Source organism: Bacillus sp. FSL R5-0447, assembly GCF_038606125.1.
Lineage (GTDB): Bacteria > Bacillota > Bacilli > Bacillales > Bacillaceae > Bacillus > Bacillus velezensis.
This window is the reverse complement of the sequence record NZ_CP152012.1, coordinates 3,892,027-3,910,193: the sequence shown is the minus strand read 5'-3', so window position 1 is coordinate 3,910,193 and position 18,167 is coordinate 3,892,027. Positions and strand designations below refer to the sequence as shown.

22 protein-coding genes are annotated in these 18,167 nt (G+C 45.5%); 21 read left to right on the top strand and 1 reads right to left on the bottom strand.

Going from position 1 to position 18,167, the window contains the following annotated elements; all coding sequences use genetic code 11:
* The first annotated feature begins 417 nt into the window (after nt 1-417).
* The 9 genes from atpI to NYE68_RS19615 all read left to right on the top strand — a co-directional run bounded on the left by atpI (nt 418) and on the right by NYE68_RS19615 (nt 7,331).
* Nucleotides 418-801, top strand: a complete 384-nt coding sequence (atpI, locus tag NYE68_RS19655; protein WP_003151155.1) for an ATP synthase subunit I — start codon at nt 418-420, stop codon at nt 799-801.
* 7 nt (nt 802-808) lie between these two features.
* Complete coding sequence (gene atpB / locus NYE68_RS19650; RefSeq protein ID WP_014419099.1) at nt 809-1,543, top strand: F0F1 ATP synthase subunit A; 735 nt, start codon at nt 809-811, stop codon at nt 1,541-1,543.
* 45 nt (nt 1,544-1,588) lie between these two features.
* Nucleotides 1,589-1,801 carry a F0F1 ATP synthase subunit C gene (gene atpE / locus NYE68_RS19645; RefSeq protein ID WP_003151167.1) on the top strand — a complete coding sequence of 71 codons (213 nt, stop codon included), beginning with the start codon at nt 1,589-1,591 and terminating at the stop codon, nt 1,799-1,801.
* Between the two features lie 142 nt (nt 1,802-1,943).
* Nucleotides 1,944-2,456, top strand: coding sequence for a F0F1 ATP synthase subunit B (atpF, locus tag NYE68_RS19640; RefSeq protein WP_003151168.1), 513 nt, complete (start codon nt 1,944-1,946; stop codon nt 2,454-2,456).
* Nucleotides 2,453-2,998: a F0F1 ATP synthase subunit delta gene (locus tag NYE68_RS19635; protein ID WP_003151169.1), complete on the top strand. Its 546-nt coding sequence runs from the start codon at nt 2,453-2,455 to the stop codon at nt 2,996-2,998. The genes atpF and NYE68_RS19635 overlap by 4 nt, the downstream gene beginning before the upstream one ends.
* Nucleotides 2,999-3,014: 16 nt before the next feature.
* Nucleotides 3,015-4,523 (top strand): F0F1 ATP synthase subunit alpha, encoded by a 1,509-nt coding sequence (gene atpA, locus NYE68_RS19630; protein ID WP_003151170.1) that lies wholly within the window; start codon nt 3,015-3,017, stop codon nt 4,521-4,523.
* A 75-nt stretch (nt 4,524-4,598) separates the two neighbouring features.
* The gene (atpG, locus tag NYE68_RS19625; RefSeq protein ID WP_003151172.1) at nt 4,599-5,462 is read left to right on the top strand and encodes an ATP synthase F1 subunit gamma; all 864 of its coding nucleotides are present in this window, start codon (nt 4,599-4,601) and stop codon (nt 5,460-5,462) included.
* A 25-nt stretch (nt 5,463-5,487) separates the two neighbouring features.
* Nucleotides 5,488-6,909, top strand: coding sequence for a F0F1 ATP synthase subunit beta (atpD, locus tag NYE68_RS19620; RefSeq protein ID WP_003151173.1), 1,422 nt, complete (start codon nt 5,488-5,490; stop codon nt 6,907-6,909).
* Nucleotides 6,910-6,932: 23 nt separating this feature from the next.
* Entirely contained in the window at nt 6,933-7,331 is a 399-nt protein-coding gene (locus NYE68_RS19615) for a F0F1 ATP synthase subunit epsilon (RefSeq protein ID WP_003151176.1), read from the top strand.
* Between the two features lie 44 nt (nt 7,332-7,375).
* Here NYE68_RS19615 and NYE68_RS19610 read toward each other — a convergent pair whose 3' ends face one another.
* Nucleotides 7,376-7,846, bottom strand: coding sequence for a hypothetical protein (locus NYE68_RS19610; RefSeq protein ID WP_061860952.1), 471 nt, complete (start codon nt 7,844-7,846; stop codon nt 7,376-7,378).
* Between the two features lie 172 nt (nt 7,847-8,018).
* Here NYE68_RS19610 and NYE68_RS19605 point away from each other — a divergent pair, with 172 nt between their 5' ends.
* The 12 genes from NYE68_RS19605 to NYE68_RS19550 all read left to right on the top strand — a co-directional run bounded on the left by NYE68_RS19605 (nt 8,019) and on the right by NYE68_RS19550 (nt 18,006).
* Nucleotides 8,019-8,249 (top strand): DUF1146 family protein, encoded by a 231-nt coding sequence (locus tag NYE68_RS19605; RefSeq protein ID WP_007614366.1) that lies wholly within the window; start codon nt 8,019-8,021, stop codon nt 8,247-8,249.
* Nucleotides 8,250-8,390: 141 nt separating this feature from the next.
* Nucleotides 8,391-9,131 (top strand): YwmB family TATA-box binding protein, encoded by a 741-nt coding sequence (locus NYE68_RS19600; RefSeq protein ID WP_324636325.1) that lies wholly within the window; start codon nt 8,391-8,393, stop codon nt 9,129-9,131.
* A gap of 33 nt (nt 9,132-9,164) precedes the next feature.
* Nucleotides 9,165-10,475: a UDP-N-acetylglucosamine 1-carboxyvinyltransferase gene (gene murA / locus NYE68_RS19595; protein WP_007614362.1), complete on the top strand. Its 1,311-nt coding sequence runs from the start codon at nt 9,165-9,167 to the stop codon at nt 10,473-10,475.
* A gap of 199 nt (nt 10,476-10,674) precedes the next feature.
* Nucleotides 10,675-11,706, top strand: coding sequence for a stage II sporulation protein D (gene spoIID / locus NYE68_RS19590; protein ID WP_021494814.1), 1,032 nt, complete (start codon nt 10,675-10,677; stop codon nt 11,704-11,706).
* A 265-nt stretch (nt 11,707-11,971) separates the two neighbouring features.
* The gene (locus NYE68_RS19585) at nt 11,972-12,658 is read left to right on the top strand and encodes a VWA domain-containing protein (protein ID WP_007407590.1); all 687 of its coding nucleotides are present in this window, start codon (nt 11,972-11,974) and stop codon (nt 12,656-12,658) included.
* 309 nt (nt 12,659-12,967) lie between these two features.
* Nucleotides 12,968-13,648 carry a VWA domain-containing protein gene (locus tag NYE68_RS19580; protein WP_012118657.1) on the top strand — a complete coding sequence of 227 codons (681 nt, stop codon included), beginning with the start codon at nt 12,968-12,970 and terminating at the stop codon, nt 13,646-13,648.
* An 85-nt stretch (nt 13,649-13,733) separates the two neighbouring features.
* Nucleotides 13,734-13,898 (top strand): hypothetical protein, encoded by a 165-nt coding sequence (locus NYE68_RS19575; protein ID WP_007407587.1) that lies wholly within the window; start codon nt 13,734-13,736, stop codon nt 13,896-13,898.
* 94 nt (nt 13,899-13,992) lie between these two features.
* Nucleotides 13,993-14,781: a formate dehydrogenase accessory sulfurtransferase FdhD gene (gene fdhD / locus NYE68_RS19570; protein WP_017418742.1), complete on the top strand. Its 789-nt coding sequence runs from the start codon at nt 13,993-13,995 to the stop codon at nt 14,779-14,781.
* 17 nt (nt 14,782-14,798) lie between these two features.
* Nucleotides 14,799-15,824, top strand: a complete 1,026-nt coding sequence (moaA, locus tag NYE68_RS19565) for a GTP 3',8-cyclase MoaA (RefSeq protein WP_039253519.1) — start codon at nt 14,799-14,801, stop codon at nt 15,822-15,824.
* A 190-nt stretch (nt 15,825-16,014) separates the two neighbouring features.
* Nucleotides 16,015-17,145, top strand: a complete 1,131-nt coding sequence (locus NYE68_RS19560) for a tetratricopeptide repeat protein (protein WP_094032558.1) — start codon at nt 16,015-16,017, stop codon at nt 17,143-17,145.
* 119 nt (nt 17,146-17,264) lie between these two features.
* Complete coding sequence (locus NYE68_RS19555) at nt 17,265-17,744, top strand: hypothetical protein (protein ID WP_025285407.1); 480 nt, start codon at nt 17,265-17,267, stop codon at nt 17,742-17,744.
* A gap of 73 nt (nt 17,745-17,817) precedes the next feature.
* Nucleotides 17,818-18,006: a CsbD family protein gene (locus NYE68_RS19550; RefSeq protein ID WP_015418407.1), complete on the top strand. Its 189-nt coding sequence runs from the start codon at nt 17,818-17,820 to the stop codon at nt 18,004-18,006.
* Nucleotides 18,007-18,167 lie beyond the last annotated feature (161 nt).

Below are 18,167 nucleotides of genomic sequence, written 5' to 3'. Positions count from 1 at the left end.
GGAAAACCTCATTCAGGGGTTTTCTTTTTTTATCCAGATATTTGCTGAATGGGCAGAGTTCATACATTTATAGGTGAAATTGTGAACATTCTGTGTATGCTTGCGGTATAAAAAGTTTTTTAACTTTAAACAGATTGACACATGTTAGGGGCTATTGTATGCTAAACGAGGGTATTATGAGAAGGTTTTCATTCCTTTCATTTCTAGTATCCATCCTCATTTTAAATCCTCCAAAAAACCCGTTATATGAGGATTTATCTAAGCGAATGAAACAGCATCCCGTGGCATCAGGAGGATGAGTGGTTTTTTCGAACAGGCCGTTTTGCGGGACAAAAAAAGGCCTTCTGCAAAGGGTTAACCGCATGTTTTGCCGTATCCAGGAATTATATTACATTTTCATCAGGAGACAGATAGTTGATGGACGATCCCAATCTTACATTCAGCAGACAACGGAGATATGTATTTGTAATCTTAGCAATCTATTTGCTGGGATATGGTCTTACGGCGTATAAAACTGTTTTTTTAGGCCTCTTTTTGGGAACTGTTTTCAGTTTGTTTAATTTGTGGCTCTTGACCAGAAGAATGAATGCTTTTGACAAGGCCGTGGCGAAAGGAAAGTCCATACGATCACTCGGGAGCGCAGCGCGTTGGTGCAATGCGATACTTGCGATGGCTGTCGCCTTTAAATATCCCGATAAAGTCAGTGTGGCAAGTGTGATTATTGGATTAATGACAATTTATCCCGTCATTATGATAGATTCCATTATTCAGCTCAAACGTTCATCAATGGAAGAGAGGTGAAAACCCATTGAATCACGATTACAGAACTATTGATTTGTTTGGTCTTACTTTTAATCTGACAAACATTCTGATGATTACTGTGGCAAGTGTGATTGTGCTGCTGATTGCGATTCTCACTACGAGAACGCTGTCCATCCGTCCGGGAAAAGCCCAGAACTTCATGGAATGGATTGTTGATTTTGTCCGCAATATTATAGGCAGTACAATGGATTTAAAAACAGGGGCTAACTTCTTGGCGCTTGGTGTAACCTTGCTGATGTACATATTTGTATCAAATATGCTGGGGCTGCCGTTTTCTGTAACGGTCGGACACGAGCTTTGGTGGAAATCACCGACGGCCGATCCGGCTATTACTCTGACTCTAGCCGTTATGGTTGTGTCGTTAACGCACTATTACGGCGTGAAGATGAAAGGTTTGAAGGAATACTCTAAGGATTACCTCAGACCGGTTCCGCTTATGTTCCCGATGAAGATCATTGAGGAGTTTGCGAATACGCTGACACTCGGACTTCGTCTTTACGGTAACATTTTCGCCGGGGAAATTCTTCTTGGCCTGCTTGCGAATCTGGCGACGAATTTCTACTCAAACAGCTTCTTTCTCGGTTTGGTCGGCACAGTCGGAGCCATTCTTCCGATGCTTGCATGGCAGGCATTCAGCTTGTTCATCGGTACCATCCAGGCATTTATCTTTACGATGCTGACGATGGTGTACATGTCACACAAAATCAGTCATGATCATTAAAATCATATATCCATTCGGATAACATTTTAAAGGAGGAACTTTTTCATGAATTTAATAGCAGCTGCAATTGCAATCGGTTTAGGTGCACTTGGTGCAGGTATTGGTAACGGTCTGATCGTTTCACGTACGGTAGAGGGAATTGCCCGTCAGCCGGAAGCAGGAAAAGAACTTAGAACTCTTATGTTCATGGGTATCGCATTGGTTGAGGCCCTTCCGATTATCGCTGTCGTTATCGCGTTCTTAGCGTTCTTTGGCTAAGCAAAAAAGCCTTATATGAACTAAAAATGGCGAAGATCACTCTAAGAGAACCTTCGCCATTGCTTTATGTCTGATAAGCAGGCCGTCCCGAAACGGCTTTTTATCAGCAGAGAAAACCTGCAGAAGGGAGTTGCCGTAGTAGATGTCTCAATTACCTCTTGAATTAGGACTGTCGTTTAACGGCGGAGATATCCTATTCCAATTGTTAGCTATGCTAGTTTTATTAGCGCTTCTCAAGAAATTCGCTCTTGGACCGCTATTAAATATAATGAAACAGCGTGAAGATCATATCGCCGGCGAAATTACGTCCGCTGAAGAAAGAAATAAAGAAGCGCAGAAGCTGATTGAAGAGCAGCGCGTTCTTTTAAAAGAAGCGAAACAGGAATCACAATCACTCATTGAAAATGCGAAAAAATTGGGTGAAAAGCAGAAGGAAGACATTATCCAGGCTGCACGCGCCGAGTCTGAAAGATTGAAAGAAGCGGCGAGAACCGAAATTGTCAAAGAAAAAGAACAAGCGGTTTCCGCACTTCGCGAGCAAGTCGCATCACTTTCTGTCTTAATCGCATCGAAAGTGATTGAAAAAGAGCTTGATGAACAAGCCCAGGAACAACTGATTCAGGACTATCTTAAAGAGGTAGGAGAAAGCCGATGAGTGGATCTGCTGTCTCTAAACGATACGCGTCAGCGCTTTTCGACATTGCCGTTGAGACTTCTCAAATCAATGAAATCGAAGAAGAGCTTACCGTACTAAAAGAAGTGTTCCGGAACGAAGCCGGATTACAGGAAGTGTTAAGCCATCCGAAGGTATCGGCCGCTAAGAAAAAAGAGCTGATTCAGCAATCGTTCGGCGCACTGTCTGAGTCTGTGCTGCATACGATTTTTCTTCTGATTGACCGCCGCCGGTCTTCGATTGTGCCTGATCTCACAGACGAGTTTATCAAACTTGCCAATCAGGCCCGTCAGACAGAGGACGCGGTTGTTTATTCAGTAAAACCGCTGTCAGAAGCGGAAATGTTATCATTGTCTCAAGTGTTTGCAAAAAAAGCCGGAATCGCTTCGCTCAGAATCAGAAATGAAGTGCAGACGGATTTAATAGGCGGCATTAAAGTCCGCATTGGAAACCGGATTTATGACGGAAGCGTAAGCGGAAAGCTTGAGCGCATGGAACGTCAACTTGCCGGAGGAAATCGATAGAAGGGGTGAAACCTAAGTGAGCATCAAAGCTGAAGAGATTAGCACGCTGATAAAGCAGCAAATTCAAAATTACCAATCTGAAATTGAAGTTCATGACGTAGGTACAGTCATCCAAGTCGGAGACGGTATTGCGCGTGTGCACGGCCTTGACAATTGTATGGCCGGTGAACTTGTTGAGTTTTCAAACGGCGTTTTGGGTATGGCTCAAAACCTTGAAGAATCCAACGTAGGTATCGTTATCTTAGGACCTTACAGAGATATCCGTGAAGGTGATGAGGTCAAAAGAACGGGCCGCATCATGGAAGTTCCTGTAGGTGAAGAATTAATCGGACGTATCGTCAACCCGCTCGGACAGCCGGTAGACGGACTGGGTCCGATTCTGACAAGCAAAACACGTCCGATCGAAAGCCAGGCTCCAGGCGTAATGGACCGTAAATCGGTACATGAGCCGCTGCAAACGGGTATCAAAGCGATCGACGCGTTAATTCCGATCGGCCGCGGACAGCGTGAGCTGATTATCGGTGACCGTCAGACAGGTAAAACATCTGTTGCGATTGATACAATCTTAAACCAAAAAGATCAAGACATGATCTGTGTGTACGTAGCGATCGGCCAGAAAGAATCTACAGTGCGCGGCGTAGTGGAAACACTTCGTAAACATGGCGCGCTTGATTACACGATTGTCGTGACGGCGTCCGCTTCACAGCCGGCTCCGCTTCTGTACCTTGCACCGTATGCAGGGGTGACAATGGGTGAAGAATTCATGTACAACGGCAAGCACGTTCTCGTCGTATATGATGATTTATCCAAACAAGCGGCCGCTTACCGTGAGCTGTCATTGCTTCTTCGCCGTCCGCCGGGCCGTGAAGCATTCCCTGGGGATGTATTCTATCTTCACTCCCGTCTGCTTGAGCGCGCAGCCAAGCTGAGTGACGCAAAAGGTGCAGGATCAATTACGGCGCTGCCGTTCGTCGAAACACAAGCAGGAGATATCTCCGCTTATATCCCGACAAACGTCATTTCCATTACTGACGGACAGATTTTCCTTCAATCCGACCTATTCTTCTCAGGCGTGCGTCCTGCGATCAATGCCGGATTATCCGTTTCCCGTGTCGGCGGATCAGCCCAAATCAAAGCGATGAAAAAGGTAGCGGGAACATTGCGTCTTGACCTGGCTTCATACCGTGAACTTGAAGCGTTCGCCCAATTCGGATCTGATCTTGACCAGGCGACTCAGGCGAAACTGAACCGCGGTGCGCGTACAGTTGAAGTGCTGAAGCAAGACTTGAATAAACCGCTTCCGGTTGAAAAACAGGTAGCCATTCTTTATGCGCTGACAAAAGGATATCTTGATGATATTCCGGTTGCGGATATCAGACGTTTTGAAGAAGAGTACTACATGTACCTTGATCAAAACCATAAAGATCTGCTTGACGGCATTGCGAAAACAGGAAACCTTCCTGCTGATGAAGACTTCAAAGCTGCAATCGAAGGCTTCAAACGCACATTTGCACCAAGCAACTAACCCTTAGAAGATGAGAGAAAAAGGTTCTCTTTTTCTCTCTTTTTACGCAAATGAAGAATAAAGGTGGTGAAATCTTTGGCCTCATTACGCGATATTAAGTCAAGGATCACGTCAACGAAAAAAACAAGCCAGATTACAAAAGCCATGCAGATGGTATCCGCTGCGAAGCTGAACCGTGCGGAAACCAACGCGAAGTCATTTGCTCCGTATATGGATAAGATCCAGGAGGTTGTGTTTAACGTCGGAAAAGGCGCGAAAAACGCGAAACACCCGATGCTTGTCTCAAGAGAAGTGAAAAAGACGGCGTATCTCGTCATTACGTCTGACCGCGGGCTTGCGGGTGCGTTTAACAGTTCGGTTTTGCGAAACGCTTACCGCACCATTCAAGAACGCCATCAGTCTAAAGATGAATACACGGTGATTGCAATCGGCAGAGTCGGCCGCGATTTCTTCAAAAAACGGGAAATGCCGATTTTGTCTGAGTTAGTGGGGCTTGGCGACGAGGTCACTTTTGCTCAGATTAAAGATTTGACCCGTCAGACGGTTCAAATGTTTATCGACGGCGCTTTTGATGAACTGCATTTGGTGTATAACCATTTCGTCAGTGCGATTTCACAGGAAGTGACGGAGAAAAAAGTGCTGCCTTTAACGGATTTCGGAACGAGCGGCGGGAAGCGCACGGCTTCTTACGAGTTTGAACCGGATGAAGAAGAGGTGCTCGAAGTGCTGCTTCCTCAATATGCGGAAAGCTTAATTTACGGCGCGCTTCTTGACAGTAAAGCAAGTGAACACGCTGCGAGAATGACAGCAATGAAAAATGCGACTGATAATGCGAAAGAACTCATTGATTCACTTTCGCTTTCATATAACCGCGCGCGTCAAGCGGCGATTACACAAGAAATTACCGAAATTGTCGGCGGTGCAGCCGCTTTAGAATAGAAAGATTTTGTCAGGAGGGATAGCGATGAAGAAAGGACGCGTAAGTCAGGTGCTTGGACCGGTTGTCGACGTACGTTTCGAGGACGGCCACTTGCCTGCGATTTATAATGCGATTAAAGTTTCACAGCCAGCTACAGGCGAAAATGAAGTAGGCATCGACCTAACGCTAGAGGTTGCTCTTCATTTAGGCGATGATACAGTCCGTACAATTGCCATGGCATCTACGGACGGAATTCAGCGCGGAATGGAAGCTGTTGATACAGGTGCGCCGATTTCCGTTCCTGTCGGTGATGTGACTCTCGGACGCGTATTTAACGTACTGGGAGATAAAATTGATTTAAATGAACCGCTGCCTGCGGATGCTCAAAAGGACCCGATCCACAGATCAGCTCCTTCATTCGATGAGCTTTCAACTGAGGTTGAAATTCTTGAAACGGGAATTAAGGTTGTTGACCTGCTCGCTCCTTACATCAAGGGCGGTAAAATCGGATTGTTCGGCGGCGCCGGCGTAGGTAAAACCGTATTAATCCAGGAATTAATCAACAACATCGCGCAAGAGCACGGCGGTATTTCCGTATTCGCCGGTGTAGGAGAGCGTACTCGTGAAGGGAACGACCTTTTCTACGAAATGAGCGATTCAGGCGTTATCAAGAAAACAGCCATGGTCTTCGGACAAATGAACGAGCCGCCGGGCGCACGTATGCGTGTAGCACTGACGGGTCTTACAATGGCTGAGCATTTCCGTGATAAACAAGGACAGGACGTACTGTTCTTTATCGATAACATTTTCCGTTTCACACAAGCGGGTTCAGAGGTTTCCGCGCTTCTCGGCCGTATGCCTTCTGCGGTTGGTTATCAGCCGACGCTTGCGACAGAAATGGGTCAGCTTCAAGAGCGTATTACGTCTACAAACGTTGGTTCAGTTACATCTATCCAGGCGATCTACGTGCCTGCCGATGACTATACTGACCCGGCTCCGGCGACAACGTTCGCTCACTTGGATGCGACGACTAACCTTGAGCGTAAATTAACTGAAATGGGTATCTACCCTGCGGTTGATCCGCTGGCTTCCACTTCCCGCGCACTTGCTCCGGAAATTGTCGGAGAAGAGCATTATGCGGTGGCGCGTGAAGTCCAGTCAACGCTTCAGCGTTACAAAGAACTTCAGGATATTATCGCGATTCTCGGTATGGATGAATTAGGTGAAGAAGACAAGCTTGTCGTTCACCGCGCACGCCGTATCCAGTTCTTCCTTTCTCAAAACTTCCACGTAGCTGAGCAGTTTACGGGACAAAAGGGTTCTTACGTGCCTGTTAAAGAAACGGTACGAGGCTTTAAAGAAATCCTTTCCGGTAAATATGACCATCTTCCGGAAGATGCATTCCGTCTTGTGGGACGCATTGAAGAAGTCATTGAGAATGCAAAAGAGATGGGTGTAGAAGTTTAATCTGGTCCTAGGAGGGTAAAAGCATGAAGACCGTTAAAGTCAATATCGTTACTCCCGACGGCCCAGTATATGATGCTGATATTGAAATGGTAAGTGTAAGAGCCGAGAGCGGTGATCTCGGTATCTTGCCTGGCCATATTCCGACCGTGGCTCCGCTTAAAATCGGCGCTGTCCGCCTTAAAAAAGACGGACAGACCGAATTGGCGGCTGTCAGCGGCGGATTTTTAGAAGTCCGTCCTGATCAGGTCACTATCCTTGCACAAGCCGCTGAAACAGCGGAAAGCATTGATAAAGAGCGCGCCCTTGCTGCGAAAAAGCGGGCGGAAGACCGTTTGAACAAACGATCAGATGATACTGACATTCGTCGGGCTGAGCTTGCGCTACAGCGGGCTGTAAACAGATTGGATGTTGCAGGAAACTAAAAAAGAATCCTTCTCGGCTGTCTGAGAAGGATTCTTTTTCTATATTAACGCATAAGAGATTCATAGACGCCGATAAGCGGATGATCCTCTTCTTTTTGCAGATATAAATGTTCGCAGCAGTTGTCGGTGTGCCACGTTTTGTTTCCTCTCCGCACACCCGTCGTATAAGCGCCGTCCGTATACGGATAAGGTTTGACGACCCATTCGGCATCGTCATGGTGTCTGATGGCGCAATCGATGACATACACGCTGAGCATTTTCTCAAATTCGTCAATCGGCAGGTTCCAATCCGCCAAAAGCAGCTCTTGTATGCTGCGGAAGTAAAGAGCTTCCACTTCCAGCAGGCTGCCGGGTGAATAATCAAGAGAAATGTTGAAAAACTGACATAATTCTTTCAGTTCCTCTGTTTGAGACTGTCTATAATCATAGTAGAATGCTATCGCTTCCCACTCGTGGTCAAATACGGGAAGTGTTTCTCCATACTGCTTTTCCGGGTGAAAAAAGGAATGATTCATATTCCCATCTCCTTTCCAAAAAAGTATATCATGCCGGAGAACGGACATTTAAGCGGGGATTGCCCCTAATTTTGGATAAAAATTCTGATGTAAAAATGATCATCTTTCTCTCTTCTTCTTATATAATAAGAGAGGATATGAGGGGCGGAAAAAATGAAAGGAGATGGAATTTGTGAATGTATTGGGGCAGCAGGCCGCAATCAGCATCCTGGTTCACCTGGTATGCATTGCGGTGACATGGTGGGCGCTTCAGGCCGTCAACTTTGATCCGCTGATCCGAAAAGGAAAAATAGTGCAGGCGAGGCTGCTGATCATTCTTCTTACCATTGCGATCGGTACGGCAGTCGCTGACTTCTTTTTAGATTATCTTACCTATTCGAAACAGCTTCCATACTTATTTTAAGATGTTTCGTTTGTTAAAATGAAGGGAATCGCTGGGTGAGAAACCAATTTTTCTTCACCCGCTTGGCGAGTTTTGACGAAGTTTTCCATGTATTGCTTTCCCCGGCTCCGGCAAAAATGGGAGTAAGGGGGAGAGATCGATATGAAGAAAAAAAGAGCAGGCCGCATCATCTTGTTTTTTGTTTTTTTAAGCGCCTTAATAGCGGTATTTCATTCCATTCATGCAAGTGAGCTGTCTCCGCTTGCCCAGATTGCCGAAGGAATGGAGCGGCAGCAGGTCACTGTAGATGAATGGACGCTTCATGCGAAAAAAAATCTGAACCTGTCACTGAGTGAATTTGATGACAAGGTAAAAGAACTGAAGACGCAGTATCCGCAATATCATTGGGAATCCGCGCGGGAAGATAAAATCGTAAAGGCCGTCGGCACGTATTCTGACAAAAAAAATCACACAACTTTTAAACTGCAGCTCGTCACTACCCTCAAAAACCAGAACCCAACTTCGTATTTATTATATGAGCAAATGAGCCCGGAGCAACCGGAAAACTGGAATGATACATATGAACAGTTTGAACGGCAGGCACATGACATATTTCAAAATAAAGTATTTATTTTTACTTGTCTAAAGGGTCATTTAAATGATAATATGAGTATTGTTTTGCAAAAAAAAGCAGAACAGCTCATGAAAGAATTTGAAGCAAGTCCAGTTGAACATGTAGTTGAGCCTCATTTCGTTTCTGTTTCTGCATTTACATATAAGTGGACAGATTACATCATGACATCGAAACATAAGATGAATGTGCAAGTTGCGCTTAGAAGTGCGGGAATGGGCGAAAAACATACCGTTACGGTTGGCACACCAATCGTGACGTCTGAATATTAATATAGAGAATATAGGGACGCGGAGGGGAATACCTTGGAAAAAATCATCGTCCGCGGCGGTCAGAAGTTAAACGGCACAGTGAAAGTTGAAGGAGCAAAAAATGCCGTTTTACCAGTTATCGCTGCATCTTTATTAGCAAGTGAAGAAAAAAGCGTAATATGTGATGTACCTACGCTCTCCGATGTATATACAATCAACGAAGTGTTGCGTCATTTAGGAGCAGATGTGCATTTTGAGAATAATGAAGTTACCGTAAACGCTTCTTACGCTTTAGAAACAGAAGCACCTTTTGAATATGTGCGTAAAATGCGCGCGTCAGTGCTTGTTATGGGCCCTCTGTTAGCCCGTACGGGTCATTCAAGAGTAGCGCTTCCGGGCGGCTGCGCAATCGGCTCAAGACCGATTGATCAGCATTTAAAAGGCTTTGAAGCAATGGGTGCAAAAATCAAAGTAGGCAACGGCTTTATTGAAGCAGAAGTGGAAGGCCGTCTGCAGGGCGCAAAAATCTATTTAGATTTCCCAAGTGTGGGTGCGACAGAAAACTTGATTATGGCAGCTGCTTTAGCTGAAGGAACAACAACGCTTGAAAACGTGGCAAAAGAGCCTGAAATCGTTGACTTAGCGAACTATATCAATGCGATGGGCGGAAAAATCCGCGGAGCCGGCACAGGCACCATTAAAATTGAAGGTGTCGAGAAGCTTCACGGCGTAAGACACAACATCATTCCTGACCGTATTGAAGCGGGTACTTTCATGGTGGCTGCGGCTATCACGGAAGGAAATGTATTAGTCAAAGGTGCGGTTCCTGAGCATCTTACGTCTTTAATTGCGAAGATGGAAGAAATGGGAGTCAAAATTACGGATGAAGGAGAAGGCCTTCGTGTCATCGGTCCTGCCCAGCTGAAGCCGATCGACATTAAAACGATGCCTCACCCAGGATTCCCGACTGATATGCAGTCGCAAATGATGGCGCTGCTTCTCCGTGCGAGCGGAACAAGCATGATTACTGAAACTGTGTTTGAAAACCGTTTTATGCATGCTGAAGAATTCCGCCGGATGAATGGCGACATTAAAATTGAAGGACGTTCTGTGATCATTAACGGTCCTGTACAGCTGCAAGGCGCAGAAGTTGCCGCTACGGACCTGCGTGCGGGCGCGGCGCTGATTCTTGCGGGATTAGTGGCTGAAGGTCATACACGCGTCACGGAACTGAAGCACTTGGATCGCGGTTATGTGAATTTCCATCAAAAACTTGCGGCTCTCGGCGCTGACATCGAGCGTGTCGTTGATGAAACGGCCGCTGAACAAGAAAGCAAAGAAGTCGTAACTGACCTAAACGCATAATGGCTGTAAAAACAGTATGTCAATCTGGCATACTGTTTTTTTATGGTTTATCATCATTATTATGCTCTGATTTCCAAAAAAGAATACGTTTTTCGATTGAAAAATGGAATAAAGATTCTGTCCAAAAGGAAGTCATATTAGCTTGTCCCTGCCCATAAGATGAAGTAGAGTCGAATCCCAAGCAGGAGGCAGCTGATATATGAAACCGATTGTATTTCTACTATCCGGGCTGTGTATACTTATTCTTCTAGTCCCCACCATTCTCGTCCTTCCGTTTCAGGCAGAAAAAGGCGCAGCCGTAAACAGAGAGCCCGGACACAAAACAGCACACACCACACGAGAAACAAAAGGAGCAGAAACATTGAAAGAATCACCTGTATCCATTCCGGTTTATCGGACATCCAATCATTCTGTAGAAAACATTCCGCTTGAAGAGTACGTGGTCGGTGTCGTGGCTTCCGAAATGCCCGCAAACTTTAAACCGGAGGCCTTAAAAGCCCAGGCGCTCGCCGCCCGGACATTCATCGTCAGACTGATGGTCGCTGACTCAGCCGTTCAGGCGCCGAAAGGATCACTGGTGGATGATACGCAAATGTTCCAAGTCTATCAAAGCAAAAGCCAGCTGAAAAAAGAATGGGGTTCTAAGTACGCACACAACCTCAAGAAAATCACAAACGCGGTCGCCGGCACGCAAGGAAAGATTTTAACGTACGATAACAAGCCGATTGAGGCATCTTTCTTCTCTACGAGCAACGGGTATACGGAAAATGCGGAAGCCTATTGGACAAGCGCCATTCCTTATTTAAAGAGCGTGAAAAGTCCGTGGGATAAACAATCGCCGAAATATCTCGCCACCCAGACCTTCAGTGTGCCGGAGTTTCAGCAAAAGCTCGGCGTACAGCTCTCGGGACAAAACACCGTGGGACAGATTACAGCCAGAACGCCGGGCCATCAAGTGGCGACGGCCGTCATCAACGGTAAAAAGCTGAAGGGAAGAGACATCCGGGAAAAACTCGGACTCCGTTCTGCCGACTTTGAATGGAAACGAAACGGCGGCAGCATCACCATTACGACAAAAGGATTCGGCCACGGCGTCGGGATGAGTCAGTACGGGGCCAATTACATGGCGAAGCAGGGGAAATCCGTGGCGGACATCGTCAAGCATTATTATCAGGGAGTGGACATTTCCGAAGCAGATCCATTTTTAAACAAATATATGGCGAAAAAATAGACGCTTTCATGAGCGTCTGTTTTTTTTGAAAACTATTCCATAAACGGTAAAGCAACCAACAGACTCATATAACGAAAGCCTAAAGGCTGACAAATGCCGATTGAAGGCTGAGCGCCGGGTGTAAATCACTGATAAAAATGCCGCTTCTATGTGAATATACGCAAAAATAATGAGGAACGCCGTCCTATTTATTTCCCTTTTCATCTCATTTACGATAAATATTGTTCGGCGTTGAACGTAAATCTATTGAAAAGGGGAAAAAGCAATGAAAAAAACATTTTCACTCATACTCATGCTCGGATTGATGCTGACTGCTGCATCTCCTGCTTTTGCTGCCGAGAATGCAAACGAGAAGACTCTTTCATTTAAAAACAATACCGCCATTTTACTTGATGCGAGCGGCAGTATGGCAAAACGGATTGACGGTGTTTCTAAATACAACATGGCAAAAGAAGAAATTGTCCGTTTTGCGGATCAAATTAAATCTAAATCACAGGTCAGAATGACGGTTTTCGGTTCGGAAGGCAATAATAAAAACTCCGGAAAGGTTCAATCTTGTGAATCCATTCGCGGTGTGTACGGATTCCAAAGGTTTGACAGACAGAGCTTCCTTAACTCTCTTAACGGAATCGGGCCTACGGGCTGGACACCGATTGCAAAAGCATTAGAGGATGCGAAGGCTTCCTTTACCGGTTTGCACAAACTTGGCAGTAAATCCGTTTTCCTGTTGACGGACGGCGAGGAGACATGCGGAGGAGATCCTGTTAAGACAGCGAAAGAACTCCGCAAACAGCATATTAAAGTCAACGTGATCGGCTTTGACTTTAAGGAAGGCTTCAACGGCCAGCTTCACGAGATTGCCAAAGCGGGCGGAGGAAAATATTACGAAGCTCACAGCCAAAAGGATATGAACCGCATCTTTACAATGGCAGCGAGTTCATTAGCGGAATAAGAAAAGGTGCCGTTTATCGGCCCTTTTTTTTATTTTTATTTAACAAAAATTTCAAGAAAAGATGAAGAGAAAACTGTAAAAAGAATCAGATTCCGGACTTATATTACAAAAAGGGCGAAAAAGGCATTAAATCTGTCATCATTTATCCAATCTTTTTAGGATGATGCGCATAATTCTGTTCATTTTTAACGGCGTACAGCCGCTTATACAAAAGGAATCCCGCCCTATATCTTTTTGCATACTCCTCATCTAGCATAGAGAAGAGCCGGGGGCCCATCGGCCAAAAACAAACGGAGAGGAATGAAGGAAATGAAAAAAATGTTCACTGCGGGGATTGTCGGACTTTTAACGCTTTCACTCGGATCACCTGTTTTTGCAGCTGAGAAAAAGCACGAAGAAACAAACGTCGCCGTGCTGTTTGACGCAAGCGGAAGCATGATACAAAAAACAGGGGGAGAGCGTAAAATAGATGTTGCGAAAGAGTCTGTCACTTCTTTTGCGGAAGTTCTTCCTGAAGACACGAATCTGATGCTTCGGGTATTCGGGCATAAGGGCAATAATAAAAACTCAGGCAAAGCCGTATCATGTAATGCGACAGAAACGTTATACGGCCTTCAGCCATACGCCGTGACTCCATTTGAGCAATCACTCAGCAAGATTAAACCGACCGGCTGGACACCAATTGCGAAAGCGCTCTCTGATACGCGTGAAGAATTTGAGCGGGCCGGCGCAACGGGGAAAAACGTCGTATATCTGATCACAGACGGTGAAGAAACATGCGGCGGTAATCCTCAGGCCGAAATTCAAAAGCTCCGTAAAGCGAACGTCAACACGATCGTCAATATCATCGGCTTCAACTTCGGCATGAAAGGAAGCGAAAGCCTTGAAAAAGCGGCGGAAGCGGGAGGCGGCACATATGTCTCAGCTGACAGCGCGGACGAGTTCAAACAGGCTTGGGAAGACGCTGCAAAGGATTTAGCAAAAGAATAGGTTAAAAAAGGACGCCCGCGCGGCGTCTTTTTTGTTTAGAAAACGGAACCGCGGGAATGATACGGATAAAAGGAGATGAACGCTGTTGTTAAAAGGAGCAGGCATTATATTAGTGCTGGCGGCAGTCGTTTTTGTTCTGATGGGAATTTTTCTGAAGCTTGCCGCCTTCATATTCGTCAGTATATTGGCCATTATCGCCGCAGTTATTTTATTCACCATTCTGAGCAGACATCATCGCAATGAAACATAGAGTCCTAAGGGGGCTCTTTTTTTAAACCGCAAATTCGACAAAATACAGGGATTGTGGAAGAATAAAAGAGAAGGATACTGCGGAGGGGAAAACAGTGGATGAAAAAACAACAGCGGTAAGAGACATATACCGCTATGAAAAAGGGGTATTAACAAAGACGGCAGATCGGATGGTTTCAGAGTATCCGCTGACCGTCATGGTGAACGGGCAGGAATTTGTTACGCTCGTCTGCACGCCTGACCATTTAGAGGAACTCGTCATCGGATTTCTCGCATCAGAAGGCGTCATTCGTTTTGAAAAAGAAATCAAAAGCTTTACTATAGATGAAAGTCTCGGGTTTGCATATGTTGAACTGACGAATCCCGGAGTGCTTGAGCAAAAAGACTATACGAAGAGGGTCATCGGTTCATGCTGCGGGAAAGGCCGCCATTTTTACTTTCAGCAGGATGTGAAAACGGCCAAAACCGCCGTCAGCCGTATCACCATAACTCCTGAGACGTGCCTTCGCCTGATGAAGGAGATGCAAAGCGGGAGCGGCACCTTCCGGGAAACGGGCGGCGTCCATAATGCGGCGCTGTGCGATACGGAAAAGCTGCTCTTCATGAGGACGGACATCGGGCGCCACAACGCGCTGGATAAGCTGTACGGCTGCTGTTTGAAAAACGGAATGCCCGTCCGTGACAAGCTGATCGTCTTCAGCGGCCGGATTTCCTCAGAGGTTTTATTAAAAGCCGCAAAAATCGGCGTGTCGATTGTCATTTCAAAATCGGCGCCGACGGAGCTCGCGCTGCAAATGGCGGAAGAGCTGAACATAACCGCGATAGGTTTTGTCAGAAACGGATCATTTAACGTATACACACATCCTGAACGGGTTGAACAATAGAAAGGGGTCTTGGGCTTATGAATACAGAAACGCGCCGGGTGACAGACAAAAGGGAAAGGCCGCTCAGGGATCTTCGTATCTCTGTAACCGACCGCTGCAACTTCAGATGCACGTACTGTATGCCAGCCGAATTATTCGGACCGGATTATCCATTTTTACAAAAGACGGAATTGCTCTCCTTCGAGGAGCTTGAGCGGCTTGCGAAGCTGTTTGTCGGCCGCTTCGGCGTTGAAAAAATCAGGCTGACGGGCGGAGAGCCGCTCATGAGAAAAGATATGCCTGAATTGATCAAAAAACTTGCGCGAATCCCCGGACTTAAAGATATCGCGATGACGACAAACGGCTCTCTGCTTCCCGTGTATGCGGAAAAACTGAAGCAGGCGGGGCTGCATCGCGTGACAGTCAGCCTCGATTCTTTAGAGGATGAGCGGTTTAAGGCCATTAACGGCCGCGGGGTTTCGGTGAACAAGGTGCTTGAGGGCATTGAGGCGGCAAAAGCGGCCGGACTCGGTGTGAAAATCAATATGGTTGTTCAAAAGGGCGTCAATGAAAAAGATATCCTGCCGATGGCCCGCTATTTTAAAGAAAAGGGTCATATTCTCCGGTTTATTGAATTTATGGATGTAGGCAATACGAATCAATGGAATAAAAAAGACGTGATCACGAAGGCAGAGATTATTGATTTGATCAACCAGCACATGCCGACGGAGCCGATAGAAGCGAATTATAAAGGAGAGGTCGCTTCCAGGTTCCGCTATCTTGACGGTTCCGGCGAAATTGGCGTGATTTCCTCCGTCTCGGATGCATTCTGCGCCTCCTGCAACAGAGCGCGCCTGTCGGCGAGAGGCGAGCTGTTTACGTGCCTGTTTGCGTCAAGCGGCTATGATGTTCGGAAACTCGTGCGCGGCGGTCTGACCGATGATGAATTGACGGAATCCATCGCTTCCGTCTGGAGAAATCGCGCGGATCAGTATTCAATTGACCGCGCGCTTTCTAAAACGGATGGGAAAAAGAAAGTGGAAATGTCTTATATAGGCGGATGAAGAAAAGCTTGCCCGGACAAGGGCAGGCTTTTTTATTCACAATATGAGAGCGGTCTGTTCAAAAAATACCGGTGACAGCCGAAATATATGATAGGAATTTTGATGCAGGACAATCAAGTTATGCAATTCCAAAGCCATACAATATGTTAAAATATAACCAATAGAAATTAGAAAAGGTTGTGAAAGGGGCATGACCGCATACGAGATTCCGTCATCTCAAGTTGGAGTCAAGATCAACAAATGGTACAAGCACATTTTAGCGTTTCAAGCGGCTGATGCCATAAAGCTGAAAGAGGAAATTGATGAGGATATACAACGTATGGAGGAAGACCAGCTGCTGCTGTTATATTATCAGCTGATCAGCTACCGCCATCATATTATGCTTGATTACGTCAAGCCGGAATGCACCGAACAATCACAGATTCAGTACAGCGAGCTGCAAAAGACGATCGAAAGCACGGACAGCATATCGGGACTGTCTGAGTATTATTTCCATTTGTTCAGAGGGATGTATGAATTCGATCACAATAACTATGTTGCGGCTATTTCTTTTTACCGGAAAGCGGAAAAACTCCTTTCATTTGTCGAGGATGATATAGAGAGGGCGGAATTCCATTTCAAGATGTCTGAAGTGTTTTATGTCATGAAGCAGACTCATTTTTCCATGAATCACGGGATTCAAGCGCTGGATACGTATATGAAACACGATTTCTACAGAGTGCGGAGAATTCAATGCCATTTCGTCATCTCAGGAAACTACATCGACTGCAAAAACTACGACAAAGCGCTTGAGCATTTAGACGAAGCCCTCCGCCTTTCTTTGCTTGAAGGACAGCCCCGCCTGATCGGGTCTTCGCTTTACAATCTGGGGAATTGTTATTCTGAAAAGCGCGATCTGGATGAAGCGGCCCGGTACTTTAGAAAAGCGGTTCCCGTTTTTGAAGAGCATCAGCTTGAACAGCTTCCGAAGGCGCTGTTCAGCTTAACGCACACCCTTTTCAGGCTGCATGATGACCAAGCGGCCCTTACCTATTATGAAAGAGGGGTCATGATCGCGAAAGAACGGGGCGATCGATTCAGTTTAGAGAAGTATAAGTTTTTACAAGCGCTTTATTTGGAGTCGCTCAATATGGAGTTAATCCATGAAGTGTTTGACTATATGAATGAAAAATCGCTGTATGTGTATATTGAAGATTTCGCCTTGGAGGCCGCCGTTTACACAAGCGCACATGAGCAATATAAAGAAGCGGCGTATTTTTATGAAAAAGCGATTCGCATGAGAGAAAACATTCAAAAAGAACAGTGTTTATACGATATATAATTTTCTTAACCATCTGATCAGCAGATGGTTATTTTTTTATGCACATTATAACGTTTGATCATAGAAAAAAACGGAAAAATCGAAAAAGAGAGAAAAAGCATATGCGAGGGGGGGATTTGTTGTTCGGATTTAATGATATGATAAAGTTTTTCGTATCTTTTCTCATCATTCTGCCGATGGTGTCTGTCATCCATGTGTCGGGGCACAGCTTTATGGCCATGCTGTTCGGAGGCAAGGCGTCATTGGATATCGGAATGGGGAAACGTCTTTTAAAAGTAGGGCCGATTCAGGTTCGGCGTATCTACTTCATAGATTCTTTCTGCAAGTTCGGCGAATTGCGGATAGATAACCGTCTGACGAGCGCGCTCGTCTATTCCGGAGGCTGTCTGTTTAATATCGCTTCTATCTTTTTAGTAAATCTGCTGATCATGAAAGATGTCCTCGAGCCAAACTTATTTTTTTACCAATTTGTCTATTTTTCAACTTATTATGTTTTCTTTGCTCTTCTGCCGGTGCAATACGGGGATAATAAGCTGTCAGACGGATTGGCTGTTTACAAAGTGCTCCGCTACGGGGAACGCTGTGAAATCAATAATTGAGAGTTGAAATGTTTGCTATCAGGCTGAGAGGGAAGAACACAAGTACACAACAACAAAAGGAGCTGAAGATATTATGAGTCAAGATAACGGTTTAAAAGACAAAGTAAAAGGCGGCATGAACAAAATGAAAGGGGAAGCAAAGGACAAAGCAGGCGACATGGCAGACAAGTCCGACTTAAAAGCGGAAGGTAAAAAAGACAAAGCGAAAGGCAGCCTGCAAAAGGGTGTCGGCAAAACGAAAGATAAACTCAGTGATGATTAATTTGATAGTGAAACACAGCAAAAGCCCAAAATATTTTGGGCTTTTTGTTATGAGAAATGACAAAAATTCCAGTTCATTTGGTTAATATTCACTAAATTTTTAAATATTCTATAAATTCCCCGGCGATTTCTTTATAATATTCACATAGAATGTAACCTTTC